The organism is Kitasatospora sp. NPDC004723 (assembly GCF_040609255.1).
Taxonomy (GTDB): Bacteria; Actinomycetota; Actinomycetes; order Streptomycetales; family Streptomycetaceae; genus Kitasatospora.
Genome location: NZ_JBEXJT010000002.1, coordinates 230,351 through 247,666, shown reverse-complemented (window position 1 = coordinate 247,666; position 17,316 = coordinate 230,351). Strand labels below are relative to the sequence as shown.

The 17,316-nt window shown below is 72.9% G+C and carries 16 protein-coding genes and 1 pseudogene; 12 read left to right on the top strand and 5 right to left on the bottom strand.

Features of this window, described 5'->3' with window-relative positions:
* Window positions 1-285: 285 nt before the first annotated feature.
* The 3 genes from ABZW10_RS04155 to ABZW10_RS04145 all read left to right on the top strand — a co-directional run bounded on the left by ABZW10_RS04155 (window position 286) and on the right by ABZW10_RS04145 (window position 1,448).
* Window positions 286-639 (top strand): hypothetical protein, encoded by a 354-nt coding sequence (locus ABZW10_RS04155; RefSeq protein WP_355359559.1) that lies wholly within the window; start codon window positions 286-288, stop codon window positions 637-639.
* A gap of 97 nt (window positions 640-736) precedes the next feature.
* Window positions 737-1,069 carry a hypothetical protein gene (locus ABZW10_RS04150; RefSeq protein WP_355359556.1) on the top strand — a complete coding sequence of 111 codons (333 nt, stop codon included), beginning with the start codon at window positions 737-739 and terminating at the stop codon, window positions 1,067-1,069.
* Window positions 1,070-1,130: 61 nt separating this feature from the next.
* Window positions 1,131-1,448 carry a hypothetical protein gene (locus ABZW10_RS04145; RefSeq protein WP_355359553.1) on the top strand — a complete coding sequence of 106 codons (318 nt, stop codon included), beginning with the start codon at window positions 1,131-1,133 and terminating at the stop codon, window positions 1,446-1,448.
* A gap of 80 nt (window positions 1,449-1,528) precedes the next feature.
* On the opposite strand, the gene ABZW10_RS04140 is transcribed toward ABZW10_RS04145, so the two are convergent.
* Window positions 1,529-2,410, bottom strand: coding sequence for a M4 family metallopeptidase (locus ABZW10_RS04140; RefSeq protein WP_355359550.1), 882 nt, complete (start codon window positions 2,408-2,410; stop codon window positions 1,529-1,531).
* A 197-nt stretch (window positions 2,411-2,607) separates the two neighbouring features.
* On the opposite strand from ABZW10_RS04140, the gene ABZW10_RS04135 reads away from it, so the two are divergent.
* The 9 genes and pseudogenes from ABZW10_RS04135 (at window position 2,608) to ABZW10_RS04095 (ending at window position 12,508) form a co-directional block, all read left to right on the top strand.
* Window positions 2,608-3,735: an RICIN domain-containing protein gene (locus tag ABZW10_RS04135; RefSeq protein ID WP_355359547.1), complete on the top strand. Its 1,128-nt coding sequence runs from the start codon at window positions 2,608-2,610 to the stop codon at window positions 3,733-3,735.
* A gap of 93 nt (window positions 3,736-3,828) precedes the next feature.
* Window positions 3,829-3,975 (top strand): annotated as a pseudogene (locus tag ABZW10_RS04130) (NlpC/P60 family protein); the annotation flags it as partial.
* Window positions 3,976-4,328: 353 nt separating this feature from the next.
* Complete coding sequence (locus ABZW10_RS04125) at window positions 4,329-6,317, top strand: LodA/GoxA family CTQ-dependent oxidase (protein WP_355359544.1); 1,989 nt, start codon at window positions 4,329-4,331, stop codon at window positions 6,315-6,317.
* The gene (locus ABZW10_RS04120; protein WP_355359540.1) at window positions 6,314-7,462 is read left to right on the top strand and encodes a tryptophan 7-halogenase; all 1,149 of its coding nucleotides are present in this window, start codon (window positions 6,314-6,316) and stop codon (window positions 7,460-7,462) included. The genes ABZW10_RS04125 and ABZW10_RS04120 overlap by 4 nt, the downstream gene beginning before the upstream one ends.
* A gap of 12 nt (window positions 7,463-7,474) precedes the next feature.
* Window positions 7,475-8,224: a hypothetical protein gene (locus tag ABZW10_RS04115; RefSeq protein ID WP_355359537.1), complete on the top strand. Its 750-nt coding sequence runs from the start codon at window positions 7,475-7,477 to the stop codon at window positions 8,222-8,224.
* A gap of 83 nt (window positions 8,225-8,307) precedes the next feature.
* Window positions 8,308-8,562: a hypothetical protein gene (locus tag ABZW10_RS04110; RefSeq protein ID WP_355359534.1), complete on the top strand. Its 255-nt coding sequence runs from the start codon at window positions 8,308-8,310 to the stop codon at window positions 8,560-8,562.
* 744 nt (window positions 8,563-9,306) lie between these two features.
* Window positions 9,307-10,371, top strand: a complete 1,065-nt coding sequence (locus ABZW10_RS04105; protein WP_355359531.1) for an acyl-CoA desaturase — start codon at window positions 9,307-9,309, stop codon at window positions 10,369-10,371.
* A 62-nt stretch (window positions 10,372-10,433) separates the two neighbouring features.
* Window positions 10,434-11,579: a glycosyltransferase family 1 protein gene (locus ABZW10_RS04100; protein ID WP_355359920.1), complete on the top strand. Its 1,146-nt coding sequence runs from the start codon at window positions 10,434-10,436 to the stop codon at window positions 11,577-11,579.
* A 20-nt stretch (window positions 11,580-11,599) separates the two neighbouring features.
* A complete protein-coding gene (locus tag ABZW10_RS04095) occupies window positions 11,600-12,508 on the top strand; it encodes an alpha/beta hydrolase (protein ID WP_355359528.1) in 909 nt (302 codons plus the stop codon).
* A 250-nt stretch (window positions 12,509-12,758) separates the two neighbouring features.
* Here ABZW10_RS04095 and ABZW10_RS04090 read toward each other — a convergent pair whose 3' ends face one another.
* Genes ABZW10_RS04090 through ABZW10_RS04075 form a run of 4 tightly spaced genes read right to left on the bottom strand, consistent with a single transcriptional unit; the run spans window position 12,759 to window position 16,797 of the window.
* Entirely contained in the window at window positions 12,759-13,091 is a 333-nt protein-coding gene (locus ABZW10_RS04090; protein WP_355359525.1) for a hypothetical protein, read from the bottom strand.
* An 18-nt stretch (window positions 13,092-13,109) separates the two neighbouring features.
* Window positions 13,110-13,931, bottom strand: coding sequence for an ECF transporter S component (locus ABZW10_RS04085; protein WP_355359522.1), 822 nt, complete (start codon window positions 13,929-13,931; stop codon window positions 13,110-13,112).
* Entirely contained in the window at window positions 13,928-15,571 is a 1,644-nt protein-coding gene (locus ABZW10_RS04080; RefSeq protein WP_355359519.1) for an ATP-binding cassette domain-containing protein, read from the bottom strand. The genes ABZW10_RS04085 and ABZW10_RS04080 overlap by 4 nt, the downstream gene beginning before the upstream one ends.
* Window positions 15,568-16,797 carry a CbiQ family ECF transporter T component gene (locus tag ABZW10_RS04075; protein ID WP_355359516.1) on the bottom strand — a complete coding sequence of 410 codons (1,230 nt, stop codon included), beginning with the start codon at window positions 16,795-16,797 and terminating at the stop codon, window positions 15,568-15,570. The genes ABZW10_RS04080 and ABZW10_RS04075 overlap by 4 nt, the downstream gene beginning before the upstream one ends.
* Window positions 16,798-17,316 lie beyond the last annotated feature (519 nt).

The following is a 17,316-nucleotide window of genomic DNA, read 5'->3' as shown; positions in this document are numbered from 1 at the left end:
AGATACGACGAAGTGTCAGACCACATGCTCACCCGACCGAGATCTCCGAGCGGAAACGTTCCCCTTCGATCACTCGAAGGGATGAACTTCGCCGACTACGCCTGCAGGCGGACAGCAGATCGGAAGCCGTGCTGACGCACGTCGTTTCCGTCGCTCCATCGCGGCACGCCGGCTTCCGGGCCGTGGCAAGCGGCGGCCAACGCTTTCGCCGGACGGAACCGGGCAGACGTGGCCGGCGGTCCGGTCCGGGGTGACCGCATCCCCCACGTGATCGTTGGTACAAGCATGACCATTGCGAAGTCCCGTTTCGTCGCGGGCCTGGCCCTTGCCGCCGTCGTGCTCCTCTCCCTCGCGGGCCCCGCTGCGGCGACCGGCTCCGGCGCCGGAGCGGCCACCGGCACGCACGGCCGTGCCGGGAGCACAGACGCGTACGGCGGGCAGAACCGCCAAATGGACCTTTCCGCGGCCACGTTGGTCCGGCAGTGCCAGAGCATCGGCAGGGCCCAGGTCCAGTCCCTCATCACCCTGGTGAACGTCGGCCTGCCGGATGCCCCCGCCCAACCGGCGCAGCCCTGTGCCGATGGCGAGAGCGCCCAGTCGCAGACCCAGGAAGAGATCGTGGTCAGCGGCGACCACTGATCCGCCGTCGCCTGGCGAGGCGGCCGGTCCGCATCCCCGCACCCCCGTGCCGGGCTACCGGTGGCGGGCATCCACCGAGAACCAGAGGAGTACCGACATGAGCGGCGAGTCCGCTTCCGAGAACCTTCCCCCGCGTCTGCGCATCGACCGGGTCCTCTCCCTCCCCGAGCGCGGAGTGGTCCTCTACGGGACGGTCGAACAGGGCGTCATCACGGCGGGGGCCCACGTCACCGTCACCCGTGAAGGAGCCTCGGTGCTGACCACCGAGCTCCTGTCCGTCACGACCAAGAACGAGGGGCAGCCCGCGGACGGGAAGCCCGGCGACATCGTGGGCCTGCGACTCAAGGCGCCGCAGGACGACGACGGCGACACCGTCGACCTGTTCACGACGGTCAGGATCGGGGACTCCATCGGCCCCCGCGCCGACTGAGCCACCCCCACCGCCCGGCCCCGGGCGGACCACCACCGCCGACACCACCGGAGGACAGCCCATGAACAGACGACGCGTGACCGCCACCGCCCTCGCCGTGATCTTCGCGGTGGGCCTGCTCACCGCCCCCGCTCAGGCCGAGCCCCGCCCCTCGGCGCACCGGACGGACGTCCAGCGCGCGGAGGCCGGCGAGGAGGAGGACGGGGGGCGGTGGCTGGAGTGCCACCCGCACAGCTTCCGGGACTGGTGCCCGCTGCTGGGTCCCGAATGGCATCAGAAGTTCTGGCAGTACTGCGACAGCGTCTTCGGCAAGCAGGAGTACTGCGTCAAGACCCCGCCCCCCACCCCCGCGGACGCCGCCCTGGCCCCCGGCGACTGATCGCCGCTGCCCCACCGGACAGCCTGCGCCCCGCCACGTCCAGGTGGTGGGGCACAGGCCGTCCGGTGGGGCGGGTGGGTTCAGAGCACGCCGACGGTCTTCCAGGCGTTGTTGACGGCGTCCAGTTCGTCGCCGGTGCCGTAGAGCTCTTCGGCGGCGGTCGCGGTGAGCTTGGCGAAGTCGGCGAACGTGGCGTCATCGGAGAGCTTGCCGCCGGTGGCGGCGTGGTACCAGATCCGGCCGGCCTTCTCCCAGGCGTTGCCGCCGATGGCGGTGGCGGTGAGGTGGAAGGCGCGGTTGGGGATGCCCGAGTTGACGTGCACTCCGCCGTTGTCGCGGTGGATCGGCATGTCACGGTAGTCGTCCGTGTGGGCCGGCTGCGGGTCCTTGCCGAGCCTGGGGTCGTCGTAGGCCGTGCCGGGTGCGGCCAGCGAGCGCAGGGCCTTGCCCTTGACGCCCGAGGCGAGCATCCCGGCGCCGAGGAGCCAGTCGGCCCGGTCGGCGCTCTGGCCGAGCGCGTGCTGCTTGACGAGGGAGGCGAAGACGTCGGCGAGGGAGACGGCGAGCGCGCCGGGTTCCTTGGAGGACAGGAGCAGCGGTTCCACGATCTGCTGGGCCAGGCCGGCCGCGACCACGTCGAGGATCTCGCGCGGGCGCAGTTGGAAGGTCTCGCCGTCGCCGTCACCGAGGACGAACCGCTCGCCGTCCCAGAAGGCGTTCGGGAACTTCTCGCGGTAGTGGACGGTCGCCCGCAGCGGGCCGCCCTTTCCGTCCATGGAGTTCCGGCCGTAGGCGGTGAGGAAGAAGTCGAAGGTGGTGCCGAGCGCGTCGTAGACGCTGTTGACCAGGTTGTCCTCGCTCGCGCCGTCGCCCTCGGAGCGCACCAGGGTGCCCGGGAGGGTGTCCTTGGTCCCGGCGTCGTAGACCTCGCGGCGGGGCGTGGGGGTGTCTTCGGTTTCCATGCGACCCAGTGTGGGCGTCGGCGGTGCCGGTCGGCGTGCTTTCGACGGCTTCCGGTCCCGTGTCCTGGTTCCCGCAGCAGGGAGTGGAAGTGACACGCCCGCCGACATCCGGTGCCCCCCTGGCGCGACCGCGTCGAATCAAGTGATCATATCTGTGACGCCATGTCACATTCCGTTGTCGAGAGGGTGATCGAGAGATGCTGGTCGACTGGCCCACCGAGACGTTCTTACTGCGCCTGCATCGCGTTCCCGGTCTGGTGGCGGGCGTCGCGCCGGGAAGCCCCGAGGGCACCCCCGTGCTCCTCGGACCGGAGACCGGAGGCGAGGGCGAGCGGTGGGTGGCCGAGCGGTTCCGGGTGCACCAGCACCGGATCCGGCACGTCGCCACCGGCCTCTACCTGACCGCCGAGGGCACGGGCACCGGCGCCGCGGTCACCCTGCGGGCCAAGTACCCCGACACCGGCGGTGATTCCTCGTACTGGCGGCAGGCCTGGCGGTCCTTCGTCCAGAGCGGCACCGGCCGACTGATGGCCATCAACGACCTCTCCGACCGCCTTCTCGGCCTGGCCGAGCCGGCCGCCGACCGCCCGGATGTGCCGCTGGTGCTGGAGAAGGGTGCCGGCGCCGAGGACCGGTCCTGCACCGCCTGGGCGCCCACGCCCGTACCGTCCCCGAAGCCCGCACCAGCTCCGGCACCGAAGGCCACCGACTTGCCGGAAGGAACCGGCCGGGTCCGGGTGCCGGCCCGCCGCTTCGAGCGGTACGGGCGGATCATCGAGGAGATCTTCGGGGAGACCATCTTCCGGGAGGTGCCCGGTGAACTCCTCACCCCGGGTACGCGCATCGAGACCTTCGACTTCGACCAGTACGCCCAGGGCGACTGGTACGTGGAGGGCCGGGTGGGCAGCCTCGTGACCTTCACGGACAGCTACGAGCTCGGCGCCGGCGCCGCGCGCAGGGCCTTCCACCGGCTGCCGGGCGAGCCCGCCCGCTACGTGAGCTCCGACGAGGTCGACGTCCACTACGTCCCGCCCAAGCTCGTCGCCCGCACCAACTTCCCCGCCCCGCTCTACGACCGCGTCGGCGGCAGCGACGCCCTCGTCCGCACGCCGCACCGGCTCTCCAACGGGCACGGCTTCTACAACCGCCCCGAACGCCGCGAGGGCCTCTACTTCCCCACCCGTGACGGCGCAGGCACCGTCGTGCAGTGGAACAAGACCTGGATGAGCGACAACGACACCGACTCCAAGGTCTTCCTCTGCTTCGACGGCCGCTACTTCATCGACGAGCTCTACCTCACCTGGGCCGACGACGAGAACCACTGACCCGGGCCGAGGCCGGGCCGCCACCCCGAGCACCGTCTCCACGCCGTCGGGCATGCTGCGGTTGACCCGCACTGCGCCGCCCTCGTCGATCAGCTCATGCAGATGGCCCACCGGGCGGCCGGGGTCACGTTGACCCGGACGACCTACACGCAGGTCAGCGAGGGCACGGCCGTGTCGGCCGGCACCCTGAAGCCCGGCGATCTCCTGTTCACCCGGGGCAACGCCCTGCCGCCCGAGCATGACTGGCGATCGGCCTCGACGGCCGACCGGAGAGTCTCCGCCACCGGCCGCACTCCGGAAAGCGAAGCGGGGAACGATGCGGACGGAGCTCGCGGGTGACGGAGCTGACCGGCTTCGGCCGAGCAGCCACACGTTCGGTCGTACACGATGGGACGCTCGGCCGGTTCCACCCGCACCATGGATGAAGAACGCCCCTGCGGCAAGGTTCCGCCCGTCCGTGACGAGGGCGAGGACGAGGGCGCTCCTATCCACTCCGAGCCCGGTCGCTGCTGGGTCCGGTCCCGCGCGCGGGCGTCCGCGTCCATCACTCCGCGTTCCAACCGGCGGCCAGGCGCACCAGAGAGGTACCGAGTGTGACCACGATTGCCTATGTGAAGATCCACCCCGCGATCGGCATCGCGCGGGTCGGCAACGGCGCGGAGTTCTTCTACGGGCCGGAGACACCGGACGAGGATCCCAAGCCCCCGGGCTCCTTCAAGGAGGGCACCGGCAAGATCAAGCGGCAGGCGGCGCGCTTCCGAGCCTACGGCTACGACCAGGACGGCAACGTCGTCAAGGAGATCCTGCACGGGCAGGGCAACGCCAACATCGAGTGGACGGTCCAGCTGGCCAACCACAAGGCGGCCTGGTACAAGTTCTCGCTCGCGCTGGACATCCCCGAGGCCCAGAATCTGGCGCAGGACCAGTACGGCCGGCGCAATGCCACCTACAAGGGCAAGGACAGGGACAAGCTGCGGATCGACCCTGGGCCCCGGACGATCTCGGGTGTGAAGAAGAACGGCCAGAAGTTCGACACCGGGAAGATCGACGGCACACCCGTCGACCTGGGCGAGCTGAGGACCGACGAGCAGGGTCGTCTGGTCGTCCTGGGCGGGCGGGGCAGCTCGGCTTCGTTCACCAAGCCCCCGTCCGAGCTCACCACCTTCGGCAACAACGAGGGCTGGCACGACGACATCTCCGACGGACCGGTGACCGCCACCGTCACGATCGACGGCAAGGCGGTCGAGGTGAAGCCGGCCTGGGTGGTGGTCGGGCCGCCCAACTACGCACCGGACGTGAAGGGCATCGTGACCCTCTACGACCTGCTGTACGACCTCTTCGCCCAGGGCGGGTACCCGGCCGTCCCCCTCCCCTCCACCGTCGTCTTCGACGAACACATCAAGCCCTTGCTCCAGCGGTTCACCGGTCACCAGTGGGTCAACCAGGGCTTCGCCGCGGAGTTCGGCTGGCAGGGCCCCAACGACTTCACCTCGCCCCGACTGCTCGCCGTCCTCGGCAGCAAGAAGGAGCAGTACCGGGAGCTTCGGCAACGCGTGTACTACCAGATGCGCAGCTACGACCGGGACGGCCTGTCCCCGCTGCCCTGGCCCTGGCTCTACGGAGACGCGATGGCTGTCCCCGCGCAGTCCCCGCGCCAGTACGGCGTCCTGACCAGGACCCAGGAGCAGATGCTGGAACAGTGGGTGCAGGGGAACTTCGACGACAAGACCACGTACACCGCCTACAAGTCCCTGGACAAAGCGCCCGTCGCACAGCAGCCCGGGCTGCTGGACCGCGCCGCCCTGGACTACTGCCTCGCCGACGCCTTCCACCCCGGCTGCGAGGTCACCTGGCCGATCCGCCACGACACCCTGTACGCCGAGCCGTTCCGCATCCGCCATCGCGCGAACAATGAGACCGAACACGACTACGGCGACCACCTCACACCGCAGCTCGCGCTGTCGGCCAACGGCCCCCTGCGCGGCCAGGGCCCCGGCGGCCTCACCCGCTGGATGGGTGTCCCCTGGCAGACCGACACCGCCAGCTGCCGCTCCGGCTACGAGCTGCGCGCCAACATCGGCCCCCGCTACAGCCCCTACCTGCCCTCCTTCTGGCCGGCCCGGGTGCCCAACCACGTGCTGAAGAAGACCGACTTCGACACGGTCAACCAGAAGCCCAACAGCACCGTCACCGACGACCAGCGCGCCGAGGCCTTCGAGAGACGCGCCGTATGGCTGCGGTTCCTGTCCCCGGACAAGCAGACCGGCCTGAAGGACATGGTCGCCGGCTGGTCCAAGTTCGGCGTCGTCGAGACCAACGCCTACACGGTGAAGGACGACAAGTTCCCGGCCGCGATCCTGGTGGAGTCCACTCCCGACCCCTCGCTCCCCAAGGTCGACGACCACCAGAACCGCGTCAACATCCACGTGCGCGAGTCCGGCCACCCCCAGCTCTCCGAGACCCAGCGCGCCGCGGTCGACGAGCGGGCCGCCAACGAGACCGCCCGGTCCACCGGGTTCCGGCCCGAGGAGATCTCGGCCGGCTACATCGCCAAGGTCGACCCCTTCCGGGACGCCGGATGACCACGGCGGCGCCCCCCGACAACCACGCCGCACGGCAGCACGCGAGGTACGACGCCGTCGTCGCGGGCGGCGGCCCGGCGGGCGCCGCCGCCGCCCTCACCTTGGCCCGGGCAGGCCGCACGGTGCTGCTCGCCGACGCCGGCAGCGGCCCCCCGAAGACCGGCGAATCCCTCGTCCCCGCCGCCCGGTTGCTCCTCCAGGACCTCGGCGTCGACATCCGGTCCCTCGACGCGGACCACCGCCAGTGCCACGCCACGCTCTCCGCCTGGGGCTCACCCCAGCTGCACTGCACGGACTTCCTCACCGACCCGCACGGACACGGCTGGCACCTCGACCGGCCCGTCTTCGACCGCCTGCTGCGCACCCGTGCCGCGGCCGACGGGGTACGCGTCGCCGAACGGACCACGGTGAGCCACCCCGTGCCGCAGCCGGACAGCGGGTGGCAGGTGACGCTCCGAGCCGACGGCACGGAGCGCACCGTGCGGTGCCGCTGGCTGGTCGACACCACCGGCCGCCGAGCCTCGCTCGCCGCCCGCTGCGGGGCCCGCCACCGCCGCTACGACAAGCTGATCGCCGTCCACCTGAGACTGGCCCACGACACCTCCGACATCGAGCAGGCCTCGCTGGTCGAGTCCGTCCCCGACGGATGGTGGTACACCGCGCCGCACTCCCCCGCCCACCGCCTGGTCACCTACTTCACCGACACGGACCTCTCGCCTCCCGGCCTCCGCACGACCCGGACGTTCCTCGACCGGCTTGCGACCACCCGGCACACGGCCGAACGCGCCCGCGGCCGCCAGGCCCTCGCCGGGGCGGCCCCGCGCCGGTGCGCCGCGCACACCGCGCGGCTGGAACCGCCGGCGGGCGAGGGCTGGATCGCGGCCGGCGACGCGGCGATCGCCCTCGACCCGCTCTCCTCGCAGGGCGTCCTCACCGCCCTCTACTCGGGCCTGTGCGCCGGCCAGGCGGTCGAGGCCCTGTTGCGCGGTGAAGCCGACGCGCTCGACACCTACACCGCACAGCTCGGCGAGACCTTCGAGGCCTACGCGTACGGCCACCGCGAGATCCACGTCCACGAGGACCGCTGGTCCGACCGCCCGTTCTGGCAGCGCCGCCGATCACCACTGGCGCTCAACGCACCGTAGAGGGAAGGCACCATGAACGGTCCCCTGAACACCGATCCCCTGAGCGCCGACCACCGGTTCATCCTGCTCGGGCGGACCGCGTTCCTCGCCTATCACCTGTCCATGTTCCACGTCCCCGCGCACGCCTTCCAGATGGTGCTCAAGGTGGAGCTCGACGAGGCGGCGCGAACCGCGTACCTGGAGGACCTCAAGAAGCCGGTGCCCCCGGGCAAGAGGCGCTACCACTCACTCCGCTCGAGCCCGCAGGCCCCGTTCCCGCTCAGCAAGATCAAGTCGGGCGCCTTGACAGGCTTCACCGGCGAGGTCGAACGCGTGCTGGCCGACACGACCGGGGAGCGCGCGTTCGAGAAGCTGGCGGACGTCACGGTGAAGGTCCTCACCTCCGGAGTGCTGTACTTCGAGCCGATCGGCACCTCCGACTACCCGGCCCACTTCACCGGGCTGCTCTTCGGCACCCCCACCGAGACCTTCCTCGGGCACCGACTCGCCAAGCCCGACCACTGGGACGAGGTCCGCGAGGTCACCACGGTCACCCCGCAGCCGTCCCAGAGCACACTCGATGGCGTCCCTCAGGTCACCGTCCCCTCCCTCCGCGACACCCTGGAGACGGGAGTCGACCTGAAGAAGCAGCAGAGCCCCTTCACCGAGAAGACGACCTACCAGGCCGAACTCACGCCCCACAACGGCGGATCGGCCTCCACCCTGTCCTTCACCACGGCTGAACAGCGCTGGTGGAACAGCACCAGCCTCAACAAGAAGTAGCAGAGCACGGGAGGCGGCTTCCGCTGCTTGCCGTACTGAGCGCCCGTCCGCACGGGTGCCCACTCACGAGAGGAAGAACGGACATGGCAGATGATCTCGAACTGTGGACCACACCCGACCAACTGGGTGACACCTTCTCGGTGAAGACACCGGGCGGGGACGGACGGGTGACGCTGAACGAGCCGCTCACGGCCTACGGCGCGACCAACAACTCCAACCACGATGTCGAGCTCTACGCGACGAACGACCAGACAGGTGAGCCGGTGCAGTCCATCGGCGGCGGGCAGACCGCGCCGTTTCTCCAGCGGCAGTCCGTCCAGTCAGTGAAGTTCGTGTAGAACTGAGCGCCGTTCGGTTGGCGCCGATGACCCCGCCGACCACGCCGTGGACATACTGCGTCGGTCTGGCCCCGGAGGAGGGCCAACGTCGCACGTCGACGGGGCGAGTTCACCGGCCGAGCTGAGGCGGCCCGCGAGATGGCCGCGGTTCTGGACGGTGAGCTGCGCGGGGCGGTCGGCACTTGCGCTCGCCGGCGACATTTCGCGGGATGGCCTTCGTCCACCTCTACGTCGAGGCCCTGATGCGCACGTCGGCCGTAGCCTGGCAGGCACTCGACAGGGGCGAGCCCGTGCCACCGCCCCTGCCCGTCCCGGAGAACCCGCCGGCCGGCCGCCTCCACGTGATCTGCGGCGACTCGTGTTGGCCCACGAAGGTCGAGGTGCACCAGCGCAACGCCGCGATCGACCGGGTGAGGTACCCGCTGGTGGGCGGGTCCACGGGATCCATCTGCCGGGTCCGTGGACCCCGCCCCGCCGTCGTCGGCGACGAACGCCCGAGCCGAATCGGGCCCATGGCCTGCGGCGGAGCCCGCGCCTCCCGGCGGGACCCGGCGACGGGGTCGTGCGGGCCATCGACCATCGAACAGCGGATCGGGGACCGGCAGCAGCGGCTCACCCGATCGGGTCGCTCTCGCCCGCAGTGCGGAACGGTGGCGATTCGCGCGCGGAAGAATCGGATCCTCCCCGCCCGGGCGACGGTGTGCGACCCCGGGCGGCCGGGGCGCGCCGAGGCCAGGGGGTGGCATGACCGTTCAGGACCCTTCGCAGGACGGGACCGTCCGGCGTGGTGAGTTCGCCGAGCTCCACCGGCGGGTGGCGGGGGCCGGTCTGCTGCGTCGGCGCCCGCTGTACTACGCGTGCCGCGGTGCAGCGCTCGTCGCGGCGCTGGCGGGGCTGCTGGTCTGCTTCGTGGCGCTCGGCGCGAGCTGGTGGCAGCTCGGCCTGGCGCCGCTGTTCGCCCTGCTGTTCGGCCAGTTGGCGCTGCTCGGCCACGATGTCGCGCACCGCGCGGTGTTCGCCGACCGCCGGACGACCGACCTGGTCGGCATCGTGCTGGGCAACCTGGTGGTCGGCATGAGCTACGGCTGGTGGGTCGACGACCACAACCGGCACCACGCCCACCCGAACCGGGTGGGCCACGACCCGGCCGCCGACTCCCTGCTCTTCATCCGCACCGCCGAACAGGCCCGGCAGACCAAGGGGTTGCGGCGGTTCGTGGCGCGGCACCAGGCGGAGCTGTTCTTCCCGCTGCTGTCCCTGCAGGCGCTCGGCCTGCTGGTCGCCACCGGCGTGACCCTCGTCCGCGGCACCGTGCGCCACCCGTTCCTGGAACGCACCCTCACCGGCCTGCACTACGCGCTCGCCGCCGCCCTCACCGCCGTCGTCCTCACTCCGCTCCAGGCGCTCGCCTTCACCGTGCTGTTCGGGGCCCTGCTCGGTGTCTACCTCGGCTGCGTCTTCGCCCCCAACCACAAGGGCATGCCGCTGACCGGCCCGGACGCCGAGCCCGCCGACTTCCTCCGGCGACAGGTGCTACCCTCCCGCAACCTGCGGGCCGGCCGGCTCGTCCACACCCTCTTCGGCGGCCTCGGCCACCAGATCGAGCACCACCTCTTCCCCACCATGCCGGCGGCGGCACTTCGCCCGGCCTCGCACCTGGTGCGCGCCTACTGCGCGGAGGTCGGCGTGCCGTACGCCGAAACCGGGCTGACGGCCTGCTTCCGGGAGATCCTGCGGGACCTGCGCACGGCCGGCCGCTCCACCCCGGCCGGCTCGGGCGTCGCAGCCGCGGCGGCGGCCGCCCGGTGAGCGGGGTCCTGCCCAGGCCGGCGGAGCCCGCCGCGCACGGCCCGGCACCCGACGACGAGCGCCTGCGGGTGGTGATCGTCACCGAGTCCTTCGCCCCACAGCTCAACGGCGTGGCCCACAGCGTGCTGCGGACCGCCGAACACCTCCTGGCCCGTGGGCACCTCCCGCTCGTGGTGACCCCGGCAACACGCCCACGCGACGGCGGGCACCGCTCCGCGGCGTACGGCTACGAGGTGGTCCGGGTCCCGTCCCTCCCGCTGCCCGGCTACCCGGAGGTGCGGATCGCCCTGCCCGGGCATCAGGTGGCCGAGGCCATCGGACGGCACCGCCCGCACGTGGTCCACCTGGCCGGCCCGTTCGTGCTCGGGGCGGCCGGAGCCGCGGAGGCCCGGCGAGCGGGCGTCCCCGTCGTGGCGGTGTACCAGACCGACCTCGCCGCCTACGCCCGGACCTACCTGCCCTTCGCCGGGGCGGCCGGGGCCCGGCTGGCCTGGCACCGGCTGCGGCAGATCCACGCGGGGGCCGCGCGGACCCTCGCGCCGTCCCGGTCCGCCCTCGACGCCCTGACGGCCCACGGCGTCCCCCGGGTCCACCTGTGGCCGCGCGGCGTCGACTGCGTACGGTTCCACCCCGGCCACCGCGACGAGGTCCTGCGCCACCGACTCGGCCGGCCCGGAGAGGTCCTGGTCGGCTACGTCGGACGGCTGGCGGTGGAGAAGCAGGTCGACCGGCTGGCCGAGGTATCACGGCTCCCGGGCGTCCGGCTGGTGGTGGTCGGCGACGGCCCCTGCCGCGCCCGGCTGGCCGCCGCACTGCCGGACGCGCTCTTCCTGGGCCACCGCACCGGGCACGAACTCGCCCGGCTCTACGCCTCGTTCGACCTCTTCGCGCACCCCGGGCCGTTCGAGACCTTCGGCCAGACCCTCCAGGAGGCGATGGCCAGCGGCCTGCCCGTGGTCGCCCCGGCGGCCGGTGGGCCGCTCGACCTCGTCCGTCCCGGACGCACCGGCTTCCTCGTCCCGCCCGGCGCGGGCTCCGGCTTCCGGGAGGCCGTGGAACGGCTCGCCCGGGACCCGGAGCTGCGCCGCGCGCTCGGCCGGGCGGGCCGGACCGCGGTGGCCGGACACAGCTGGGCGGCGATCGGAGACCGGCTGGTCGACCACTACCGGCTGGCGGTCGCGGAGTCCGCCAGAGCCGGGCGCACCTGACACCACGGAACGGACCCGTCATGCACCAGCCGCTCGCCGCCGCGTACGCACCCGGCATCCGCCCGGACGCCGAGACCGCCGTCCTTCTGCACGGGCTGGGCGGCTGGACCCACAACTGGGCCGCCCTGGTCGAGCGCCTCCGGCCGTCGGTGCACTGCCTGGCGCTCGACCTCCCCGGCTTCGGCCGCTCCGCTCCCCCGCCCGACGGCCTCGTCACCGTCCGGGGCCAGGCCCTGGCCGTCGCCGGTCACCTCGATCGCACCGGGCACCGACGGGTCCACCTGGTCGGCAACTCCCTCGGCGCTCTGACCGCCCTCCACCTGGCCGCCCACCGCCCGGAGCTGGTCGCCACACTGACCCTCATCTCCCCGGTCCTGCCCGCCCTCCCGCCGCCCCCGGCCCTGCGCATCTCCCTGCTCGGCCTGCCGGGCGCCTCCCGCCTGCACGCCCGGCTGCTGTCCGCGCGCGGCCCCGAGCGGGACCTCGACGACCTCTACCGCCTGATCTACGCCGACCCCTCCCGCGTCGGCGCCGCCCAGCGGGCCACCGAGTCGCGCGAACGGCTGCGCCGGGCCGCGCTCCCCCACACCCGGGACATGCTGGCCGAGGGCGTGCGCGCGGTCGTCCGCACCCACCTGCGGCCCGGCGCGGCCTCACCCTGGCGCCAGGCCGCCCGCGTCACCGCCCCCACCCTGCTCGTCTACGGCCGCGACGACCGCCTCGTCCCCTTCCGCACGGCCACCCGGGCCTACGCAGCCTTCCGCGACGCCCGGCTCCTCGCCCTGCCCGGAGTCGGCCACGTCGCCATGCAGGAGTGCCCCGACGCCGTGGCCACGGCCTTCCGCGGCCTGCTCTCGGAGCCCGGCCGCGCCCGCACGGCACACCGTTCCCGCAGCGGCACACCGCACCCGGCTCCTCCGAGCGTGTGACCTGCCGCAGGCCGGCACTGCCCGGGAGAAGGGAAGGTTCGCAGTTCACCGGCGGCGGCCCGCTCGTCCGGTTGCGGGGCGCCCCGAGCCGGTGCCCCGAGACCCGCACGACTCGTCGACCGTTCCGGGGTGGGCAAGCCGCAGCCCGTCCGTAAAGACCGCCGTCCGGCAGTACCACGTGCGACAGCCGTATCACCGGTGGTCAACGCAGTCCCGGCCGCTCCGGCTCGGACAGCGGGGCCACGCGGCGTCACTCCCCGCGCACGTCGGAACCTCCGGACGACGCGGCGCCGGCCGGCAGTGCCGCACGGACGTCGTCGAGCAGCTCGGAGAGCCCGCGACCCGGATCCATCCGATCCTCCAGGTCTGCGAGCAGCTCGGCGGGAAGCTCCGCCAGCAGCTGCTCCACCTCGCTCAGCAGCCTGCGCCCGTGGCGCAGCTCCTGTTTCATCCGGGCGACCAGGGTCTGCAGGCCTCCGACCCGCCGCCGGTTGGCCTCCAGCCCGTCGTACTGCTCCGGGGACAGGACGACGACCTGCACCCCGTCCACTGTTGCCGTCCGGGGCTTCCCGGCCTTCGGCATGGTGATGACCCTTTCCGGTTAGCGGACTGGTTCCGCGGCCGGCCGGCCGGTGGCCTCCGGCTTCTCGAAGCGCACGGTGGGTTCGAAGTTGGCGCGGCGGGCGGCGCGGCGGAAGACGGTGAGGACGGCGGGGCCGACGACGAGGACTGCGGTGAAGGTGGTGACGGCGCGACCGGTGTCCCAGCCGAGGGAGGTGGCGAGGTCGAAGAGCAGGTAGCGGTGCCACTGCTCGGTGAAGGGGAGACCGGGGAGGTAGGCGATGGAGCTGTTCGGGTCGGTGGAGAACGGCCAGAAGGAGAGGTTCAGCAGGAACCCGAAGAGGTAGCCGGAGAAGGCCCCGTAGGCGGCCAGCATCGGGACCTCCCAGCGCCGCCTGGTTCGCGGGAGCAGCCCGGCGAGCAGGCCGACGAAGGCGCAGCCGAACATCTGGTAGGGCATCCACGGCCCGACGCCCCCGGTGAGGAGGGCCGAGGCGAACAGGGAGGTGCAGCCGAGAGTGAAGCCGAAGCCGGGACCGAAGACGCGTCCGGCGAGGACGAGGACGAAGAAGACCGTCTCGACTCCGGCGGTGCCGGCGCCGAGCGGTCGGAGTCCGGCGTTGACGGCGGAGAGGACACCGAGCATGGCGAGGGCCTTGGCGTCGATGCCGCCGGAGGCGATCTCGGCGATCACGACGGCGAGGACCAGGACCAGCAGGGCGCCGAAGATCAGCGGTGGGGCGTAGTTGGAGCCGAACTTCCCGGGGGCGACGACGAACGGCCAGGTGAAGGCGACCAGGCCGATGAAGGCGGCGAGGGCGACGACGACGCGGGCCCGGCCGGGGATCCGGACAGCGGTCATCGGGCGGCCTCCGCGGGCTCCAGGGCCTCCGCCACCTGGGCGACCGTCAGGTAGGGCAGTGGCGCCAGGATCTTGGCGGTCTGCGGGGCGAAGGTGGGTGAGGCGACGATGACGTCGGCGGTGGGGCCGTCGGCGACGATCTCGCCTTCGGCCATCACCACCACCCGGTCGGCGGCGGAGGCGACGAACTCGACGTCGTGGGTGGAGACCATGACCGTGCGTCCCTCGGCGGCCAGGGCGTCGACGATGCCGACGAGCGCCTCCTTGGCATGGTAGTCGAGCCCTCGGGTGGGTTCGTCCAGCAGCACCACCCGGGGTGCCGCGGCCAGCTGGATCGCCAGGACGAGGGCGAGTTTCTGGCCTTCGGAGAGGTCGCGGGGATGGCTCTCGTCGGGGATTCCGGGGGCAAGACGGTCGAGGATCTGCCGTGCGGTCGCCCCGGCGGCACGGCCGGACTCGCGGTCGCCCTGGCCGAGTTCCTCGGCGACCGTCTCCAGATACAGCAGGTCGGTGGGGGTTTGCGGAACGAGTCCCACCAGCCGGCGGGCCTCCGCCGCGGAGCCCCGCTTGGGGTCCTTGGGCTCTTCTCCGTCGGTCCGCGCGACCCGCACGCTGCCGCCCTGCCGGGGCCCGGAGCCCTGGAGGGCCCAGAGGAGGGACGACTTGCCGGAGCCGTTGCGCCCCATCAGGGCGGTGACCTCGCCGGCCCGCAGCTCCAGTCCGGCCTCCCGGACGGCGGTCACCGGACCGTGGCGGACGACCACCTTGCGGGCCTCCAGCACGGTCTCCCCCGTCGTGACCGCCGGGCGCGGCGGGGGGACGCGCACCTCGGTGAGCCGCTCGCGCAGCGGTGCGGCGGCGCGGCGGGCGTCGCGGACGGAGAGCGGCAGCGGCTGCCAGCCGGCCAGGCGGCCGAGGTCGACGACGGGCGGCGCGACCGTCGTGCCCCGGAAGACCTCGGCGGGCGGGCCGTGCACGAGGGTGCCGTCACCGGGCAGGTAGGCGACCCGGTCGGCGTACTGGACGACGCGCTCCAGACGGTGTTCGGCGAGCAGCACGGTGACGCCGAGGTCGTGGACCAGGCGGGTGATCGCGGCGAGCACCTCCTCTGCGGCCGTCGGGTCGAGCGCGGAGGTCGGCTCGTCCAGGACCAGGACCCGGGGGTGTGCGGTGAGTACGGAGCCGATGGCGACCCGCTGTTGCTGGCCGCCGGAGAGCTCGTGAAGCGCGCGGTGGCGCAGGTCGGCGAGGCCCAGCAGGTCGAGGGTCTCCTCGACGCGCTTGCGCATCACCTCCGGCGGGACCGCCAGCTGCTCCATGACATAGGCGAGTTCCTCCTCCACCGTGTCGGTGACGAAGCCGGCCAGCGGGTCCTGGCCCACCACGCCCACCACGTCGGCCAGTTCGCGTGGCGGATGGTGCGCGGTGTCCCGGCCGTCGACGGTCACCCGGCCGCGCAGCGTGCCGCCGGTGAAGTGCGGCACCAGGCCGTTGACGGCGCCCAGCAGGGTGGACTTGCCGACGCCGGTGCGGCCTACCACCAGGCAGAGTTCGCCCTCGGGGACGCACAGGTCGACGTCGCGCAGGACCGGAGCGGTCGCACCGTCGTACACCACGCCGACCTGGTCGAAACGGATCACTTGGTCACCTCGGTGGACGAGCGGTCGGTGCTGTCGGTGCGGGCGGGCGCGGCCGTCCCGGCACGCGGACGGGGCACGGCGCCGGGCACCGGCGGGCGGCCGGGTGGCGGTGCGATCACGCCGGCGGCGCCGGCCAGCAGCAGGGCGAGCACCGGCACGAGCGGCAGCGTCGGCCAGCTCAGCGGGTAGAGGGAGGGGTTGAGATCGGTCACGTCGTAGCCGACCGTGGCGAACAGCAGGACGGCGGCGGCCACACCGCAGCCGGCGACCCCGAACTCGGCGGCACGCCAGCGGTCCGGGCGGTAGGTGGTGCGCCGTACCCGCCGTCCCCCGAGCAGCAGCCCGGCCACGCACAGCCCGGCACCCGCCACGAAGGCGGGCAGTCCGAGCGCGGCCGGAGCGGTTCCGTCCAACAGCCCGTACACCCCTCCGCACAGGCCGCACATGCCGAGCAGCATCAGGGCTCCGGTGGTCCGGCGGGAGCGGCGGGTGGCGGTTCCCGAGCGTCCGTAGCCGCGCGAGTCCATCGCGGCGGCCAGGTGCAGCGAGCGTTCCAGGGCGTCCTCCAGGACCGGGACGACGATGCTGCGCAGCGCGCGCACGCCCTTGGCCCGGCCCGCCCGCAACCGCCGCGCCCGCGCGACCCGTTGGACGCTCTGCACGAGCTGCGGGGCGACGCTGAGCGAGACCGTCACGGCGACGCCGAGTTCGTACAGGGCTCCAGGCAGGACGCGCAGGGCGCGCTTGGGGTTGGCCAGGGTGTTGGCGGCGCCGATGCAGCAGATCAGACAGGCGAGGCGCAGTCCGTCGAAGGCCGCCGAGAGGGTGGCCTCCAGCGAGACCGGGCCGCCGATCCGGATGCCCGCGTACCAGGCGGGGGTCGGGATGTGGGGCAGCGAGAAGAGCAGGTGGTCGTGCGGGGTGATGCCGGTGGCGAAGACGCAGCGGAACACCACCCGGATCGCCACCACCGTGAGCGCCAGCGCCAGGTAGTACTTGAAGCCCCGGGCCCACGGAGCCTCCGTGCGGCGGGCGGTGACGACGTAGCCGAGGACGGCGAGGACGAGCAGGAGCAGCAGCGGGTTGGTGGTGCGGCTCGCGGCGGTCGCCAGGGCCAGGGCCCAGGTCCACCAGGCCAGGGGGTGGAGGTCGCGCGGGCTGCGCCGGCCTCCCCCGGTGCGCCCGGAGGCGGGTCGGGGGAGGCCGGTGTCGGGTGTGCCGGGCATGGTCACCCGGTCACTCGGCCCGGCGGCGTCGGCGCGCGACGCCGAAGGTGACCAGCCCCAGGAGCACCAGGAGGGCACCGCCGACGACGGCGGGGACCATCGACCCGGCATCGTGCGGAGCCTCGGCCGCCGGGGCCGCGTCCACCACCAGCGGACCTGCGGCGTTCACGGACGCCGACGGGGCCGGTGTCTCGGTCGGGGACTCCGGCGCGGGAGCGGTCTCGACGGCCGCAGGCGTCTCCGACGGCGCCGGAGCGGGCGGCTCGGTGCTCTCGCCGCTCGGGGCCGGGGGCTCCATGGTCTCCGGTAGCGGCACCACTGCGGTCGGCACCTCGGCCGGCGGGGTCGTCGGCCGGGGAGGAGCGGCGCCGGAGGTGGCGCTCGGGGCCGCGGTCGGCCGCTTCGGCGCCGTGCCTCCACCGCTTGCACTGCCGCCGCCGGAGGATCCGCCCGGTCCGGTGCCACCGCCGGAGGACGTCGAGCCGCCGGTGGAACCGGTGCCTCCGGTGGATCCGGTGC

What these genes read in the sequence shown, in the direction of transcription:
- ABZW10_RS04155 (WP_355359559.1), top strand. Translation starts at nt 286, where the DNA reads ATGACCATTGCGAAGTCCCGTTTCGTCGCGGGCCTGGCCCTTGCCGCC.
- ABZW10_RS04085 (WP_355359522.1), bottom strand. Translation starts at nt 13,931, where the DNA reads ATGACCGCTGTCCGGATCCCCGGCCGGGCCCGCGTCGTCGTCGCCCTC.
- ABZW10_RS04105 (WP_355359531.1), top strand. Translation starts at nt 9,307, where the DNA reads ATGACCGTTCAGGACCCTTCGCAGGACGGGACCGTCCGGCGTGGTGAG.
- ABZW10_RS04150 (WP_355359556.1), top strand. Translation starts at nt 737, where the DNA reads ATGAGCGGCGAGTCCGCTTCCGAGAACCTTCCCCCGCGTCTGCGCATC.
- ABZW10_RS04145 (WP_355359553.1), top strand. Translation starts at nt 1,131, where the DNA reads ATGAACAGACGACGCGTGACCGCCACCGCCCTCGCCGTGATCTTCGCG.
- ABZW10_RS04140 (WP_355359550.1), bottom strand. Translation starts at nt 2,410, where the DNA reads ATGGAAACCGAAGACACCCCCACGCCCCGCCGCGAGGTCTACGACGCC.
- ABZW10_RS04075 (WP_355359516.1), bottom strand. Translation starts at nt 16,797, where the DNA reads ATGCCCGGCACACCCGACACCGGCCTCCCCCGACCCGCCTCCGGGCGC.
- ABZW10_RS04110 (WP_355359534.1), top strand. Translation starts at nt 8,308, where the DNA reads ATGGCAGATGATCTCGAACTGTGGACCACACCCGACCAACTGGGTGAC.
- ABZW10_RS04115 (WP_355359537.1), top strand. Translation starts at nt 7,475, where the DNA reads ATGAACGGTCCCCTGAACACCGATCCCCTGAGCGCCGACCACCGGTTC.
- ABZW10_RS04090 (WP_355359525.1), bottom strand. Translation starts at nt 13,091, where the DNA reads ATGCCGAAGGCCGGGAAGCCCCGGACGGCAACAGTGGACGGGGTGCAG.
- ABZW10_RS04135 (WP_355359547.1), top strand. Translation starts at nt 2,608, where the DNA reads ATGCTGGTCGACTGGCCCACCGAGACGTTCTTACTGCGCCTGCATCGC.
- ABZW10_RS04095 (WP_355359528.1), top strand. Translation starts at nt 11,600, where the DNA reads ATGCACCAGCCGCTCGCCGCCGCGTACGCACCCGGCATCCGCCCGGAC.
- ABZW10_RS04120 (WP_355359540.1), top strand. Translation starts at nt 6,314, where the DNA reads ATGACCACGGCGGCGCCCCCCGACAACCACGCCGCACGGCAGCACGCG.